At 38.4% G+C, this 5,635-nt stretch carries 1 protein-coding gene and 1 pseudogene; one reads left to right on the top strand and one right to left on the bottom strand.

Annotation, left to right across the window (positions count from 1 at the left end; all coding sequences use genetic code 11):
- Positions 1–126 (bottom strand): annotated as a pseudogene (locus tag GEZ89_RS09285) (IS110 family transposase); the annotation flags it as partial.
- 718 nt (positions 127–844) lie between these two features.
- Between GEZ89_RS09285 and GEZ89_RS09280 the strand changes: the two are divergent.
- On the top strand, positions 845–5,635 hold a 4,791-nt coding region (locus GEZ89_RS09280), incomplete at its 3' end, for an Ig-like domain-containing protein (RefSeq protein WP_228113889.1).

The following is a 5,635-nucleotide window of genomic DNA, read 5'->3' as shown; positions in this document are numbered from 1 at the left end:
AAGATTCTGATAGAAACGGCTGAGATCGCGTAATTCTTGATAAAGCGCTTCTTGGACATAGCTTGGTTTACGATTGAGGATGAACTGAGAAGCAGCTAGTTTTTCAGCGTCAATCTTATCGGTTTTATAGTGAATTGAATCTGGAATAGTACACTATGACTGCTAAAAATATTTCTAGAAATTACTTTGACTTTTCTAATCTCTTTGTTCATATCTTATTTCAATCTACTATATTTGACTCTCACAGGTGTAATCGATGGCATCCCTCGGTGCTATCTCATAATTTTTAAAAGAAAACACCATTTTAAGCCTATAAAATCAAAAAAAGCAAAAATTTTTAGTGTGCGATCACCTATAGTATGGGATTCATTAAAAACTCTTTCCTTACCCTCCTAGAACATAAGAAGGTCTATCGATTGTCTTGTTAAAAATATATACTTGGACTAGCATCTTTCTTAAGTGGTCTGTCAATAAAAAGTGTAGGTTGATTTTTCTTGAGTATTAAAAGATTCAAGAAAATTTAGGATCGCTAATGTTCTTTGATACAAACTTCATTCATTCATTTATTTTTCATTCATTCTGAAAATTTAATGTAAATTTTCTGTTTTTTTGAAATTTTGTGTCTTAAAAGGTCCAGTGAAGAAAACTATGTGTGTAGAATCTGATTTTACTGAATTTTTAGATAACTATATTAAGTTATAAAAGACATTATATATGTAGTTTTTGGTTTATAAAATACTTGAAAGTTCAAAAATTGTTTTAATTGACTATTTTCTAGAAGAGATGTATAATTGAATTGTATGTAAAAGACATGCAGTTATTTTTAAACAAAGGAGATAATGTGATGTATTTTAATCGTAAAAATGCAGAGCAGAAGAACTGGCGTATGATTAAAAAAGGAAAACATTTCCTTTTTGGTTGTTCGCTTGTCTTTGCAGTTGGTGCAGCCTTGGTAGCTCCAACGGTTAAGGCCGACACAGCTGATACTGGGGAGGTAGAGACTAAAACTGCCAACTCAGCTGCTGAAGCAAGCTCTAGTGACGAAGTAGGAACGTATAAAGCACCAGCAGTGGAGGTATCAACAACTTCACCAGTGGTTGCCGAACATCCTACAAGTTCAGAAGCTACCTCAGCAAAAACAGCTAAGGAAGCAGATGGAGTTCAGCTTCCTTCATTGACAGTGGTAGCAGATTCTTCAGCTTTGACAGATGAAGAAAAAGCAAATGTAGTGGCAGCTGTTAAGGGTGTGAATCCTACTGCGACTGATGTTCAAGTCCAAGCAGATGGATCAGTAGTTGTTACTTTTGCAGATGGTTCAACTGCAAACTTGACAGCAAGTCAAACTGTTAAAGTGGCAGCTCCAGCAGAAACTTCAGCCACTCAACCTAAGTCAAGAAGCCGTCGAGCAGCAGGACAAGAACGTGCTCAAGATCGCTCTTCGGAAGAGAAAGACATCAAGTACGTTTATAAAGACAGAACTGCTACAGTAAACGATGGAGATCCAACTCAACGTGCTAAGATCGAGTACAGACAGCTGGGAGACTATGAGGTAGTCGATGGAAAAACAGTGGCTACAGACCCATCTGGTCAAGGTCGTCCAGTCTTGGAGTGGACGGTAACCTTTAACGAGGCTCAGTACGATAAGATGGGAGGATACTACTACTTTACAATCCCTAAAAATGTATCTGATCCTTATAAAGTTGTGACAGAATATAACAACGGCGCTTACGGCCCCCGCGATGGCTGGGTGGATGGAAATGTTACACCAGGTGGTTCGCCGTCTGCAGAAGGTCAGCAGTTTATCGATGCTGGTAATAAACTTGAGTGGCGTGTCAAGAATACCGTTGGGGGAGACTACAACAACGTAAATGGTCTTAGCGGTGTCATGAACAACACTAAAAAGGTTTATGTCCTTAGTTATGGTAACAACACTAAGGCGCGCATGGTTACTATTAAGTACCGTACTGTAGTTGAAGACCCATCACAGACCATTTCTTATATTGCTGGAGTTGAATCTAAAACAGGCTTACCACGAAACAACTGGTATGCTATCTCAGGTAAATATGATAAGCAACTGGTTAGTCAGGTTGCTGCACCAAGTGTGACTCCAAACTTGACCAACACCTCTGTCAACGTTCCTGTTCAAACTGTAGCTTCAACTTCAAGCACTCTTTCAGGAACAGGGGTTCCAGGTGCAACTATTAAGATTTATATCGATGGTCAAGAGCAAAACATCGGCAATGTCACTGTTGACAGTAGCGGTAACTGGACTACAGGTGAGCTTCCAACAGCCTTGAACAACAACCAAGGTGATGGTACAACTATCAAACCACGTCAAACAGTAGAGGTAAGCCAAGTAGTTAACGGTGAAGAAAGTAGCCGTCGTACTGTACCAGTATCTGTTGGTGTAACAACTGTTGAACCTTCAAGCTTGACTACTAACCAAGCTGCAGTTGTAGCAGGACAAAAAGAGGTTACTCTTAAGGTTCCTCATGATGCAGGAATTGCCTACATGCGCTATACAAATACTGCTGGAGAGACTGTTGAGATTCCAGTCAAACGTGATAATGCCTCATCTGCATGGACATCACAAAAATCAGATAAGGCAACTGTCAAATCAGTTGAGCACGGTAAGTTCCAAGATACGATCGTTCTTACCATGGCTGACAAGATTGCAGGTACAGAAGTAGCAGCAATCTCAAACGTGGTAGAGGGTGGCTTCTCAAGTGTGGCTGACTGGCAACCACGCTCAGTAGAAAACCAAGCTCCAACTATTGCATCAGCAGTTGAAGGAAACAAAAAAACTGTTGCTCAAGGTGCTCAACTTGACCTTGCATCTCTTGTGACAGTAGCAGATAAAGAAGATGATGCCCAAGCAACCCTAGGTGATAAGGTCCATGCTGAAGTTGTTTCAGTAAATGGCGACACAGCAACCAAGACAGTTGATACAAATACCCAAGGCACTTACACAGTTAAGTATAAAGCTGTTGATAGCCAAGGTAAAGAGTCAAACGAGATTGAAGTTACTGTAGTTGTAAACCCTGCACGTGACAACGTAGCACCAACAGTAGAGATTCCTTATTCAGATCCAGCTCCAAACAAAAAAGAAGTTTATCTTTATACTGGAGAAGAAGCTGACGTTGATATCACATTTAACGACGATTCTGGAAAAATTAAATCAGCTTCACTTAAAAAAGGTGGAAATATTGCCTTAAATGATATTGATGGTAATCCAGATAAACAAGATAATGAATATGGATATACTGTAACAGCAATTAATTCTGAAACAGCGACGCCTGCGAAAATTAAAGTAACAGGACAAGTTTCTGGCATAGCGGCAGAAAAATTACCGAAAACAGAAAACGATTCTTTAGATCTTGTAACGCGTTTTGCCACTGCAACTGATACTGATGGAGCATTAATCAATAATACTGCGGTAAAAACTAAGAAAAATGGAGAGGTTGTTGGTTCTTACTTAACCGACCCAGGTGCAGTAACTTTCGTATTAAAAGCTCAAACTAAGAAATATGATATTAAGGTTCCAGAGGAAAAACTTCCTGTAGCGGATGCTAATAATGTTACTGATGCAGAGTTCGACAAAATTAAAGAGAAAGTTAAAGTTGAATATTCTCAAAACAATCCAGATGCACGTTTAGCTGACAAAAAAGGTAAAGAAGTAGAAGATGCTTCAAAAGTTGTTGATAAAGTAGAAAAAGAAGGAAACAATCTTGTTGTAACCTATAAAGATGGTTCTAAAGATACAAAACCATTGACTGATTTTGCACGTACGAATGTTGCACCAACAGTAGAGATTCCATACTCAGATCCAGCTCCAAACAAAAAAGAAGTTTATCTTTATACTGGAGAAGAAGCTGACGTTGATATTACCTTTAATGATGATTCTGGAAAAATTAAATCAGCTTCACTTAAAAAAGGTGGAAATATTGCCCTAAATAATATTGATGGGAATCCAGATAAACAAGATAATGAATATGGATACACTGTAACAGCAATTAATTCTGAAACAGCTACGCCTGCGAAAATTAAAGTAACAGGACAAGTTTCTGGCATATCGGCAGAAAAATTACCGAAAACAGAAAACGATTCTTTAGATCTTGTAACGCGTTTTGCAACTGCAACTGATACAGATGGTGCAGAGATTTCTAATAATGCAACCAAAACTAAAAATAATGGAGAAGTAGTGGGTACCTACCTTACTGACCCAGGTGCAGTAACTTTCGTATTAAAAGCACAAACTAAGAAATATGATATCAAAACTCCATCAGAAGCAGATAAAGTAACCGTATCAGATGCTAACAATGTTACTGATAAAGAGTTTGAAAAAATTAAAGAGAAAGTTAAAGTTGAATATTCTCAAAACAATCCAGATGCACGTTTAGCTGACAAAAAAGGTCAAGAAGTAGAAGATGCTTCAAAAGTTGTTGATAAAGTAGAAAAAGATGGCAACAAAGTTGTTGTAACCTATAAAGATGGTTCTAAAGATACAAAACCATTGTCAGAATTTGTAAACGTAGCTCCAAAAGTAGAAGTTCCATACTCAAATGAAGCTAAGAAAGAAATCTATGTTTATACAGGTGAAAACACTGATTTAACATTCAAAGCATCAGACAACACTGCTGTTAAAGATATGTATGTACGTGGTCCTGGTGGTATTGGAAAAGATAATACGGCAGATTACGGTTTCACAACTGGAAAAATCGAGAATTCAGCAGTCACTCATGGTGATGGTACTGTATCAGGTCCTACAGCTACTATTAAGATGACAGGTGTTACAACACTTAAAGCTCCAAACCATTGGACAAGTTTTGTTGTTGCTAATGACAATGATAATGCACCATCAAATACAGATTTTAATGCATTAGATAAAAATCCGAATGCAACTCAGACTCCAGGATATGTTCACTTTATCGTTAAATCTCAAACAGATAAGTACGATATTGCAACTCCAGCCCCAGCTGATAAAGTTGAAGTAGCAGATCCAACAAAAGTAACAGACGCTGAGTTAGATAAAATCAAAGAAAAACTTAAACTTGAGTACAACAAGAACAATGACGATGCGAATATCGCAAAAAATACTCCAGTTGATAAAGATGGTAAGATTAAATCAGTCACAAACGATGGCAAAGGAAATCTTGTCGTAACATATACAGATGGTTCAACAGATACAAAACCATTGTCAGAATTTGTAACTCAAAAACCATCAACACCAGATACACCAGATACAACAGCGCCAGCGAAACCAGTTATCGATACAGACCTTACAGGTAAAGCCGGAACTAAGACACCAGTTGAAGTGACAGCAGAACCAGGATCTAAGGTTGAGTTGTTCGACAAAGACGGTAAGAAGATTGGTGAAGGCGTAGCGGACGACAAAGGTAAAGCTACAATCACACCAACAACTGAGATTCCAGAAGGTGGCGTAACAGCTAAAGCAACTGATAAAGCAGGTAATGTATCAGAACCAAGTGATGCTGCGAAAGCAACAACACCATCAACACCAGATACACCAGATACAACAGCGCCAGCGAAACCAGTTATCGATACAGACCTTACAGGTAAAGCCGGAACTAAGACACCAGTTGAAGTGACAGCAGAACCAGGATCTAAGGTTGAG

Origin of the sequence: Streptococcus mitis, from assembly GCF_009496285.1 — a bacterium.
Taxonomy (GTDB): Bacteria; Bacillota; Bacilli; order Lactobacillales; family Streptococcaceae; genus Streptococcus; species Streptococcus mitis_BP.
Note: the sequence above shows the minus strand (reverse complement) of the source record. Positions and strands in the feature narration are given on the sequence as shown.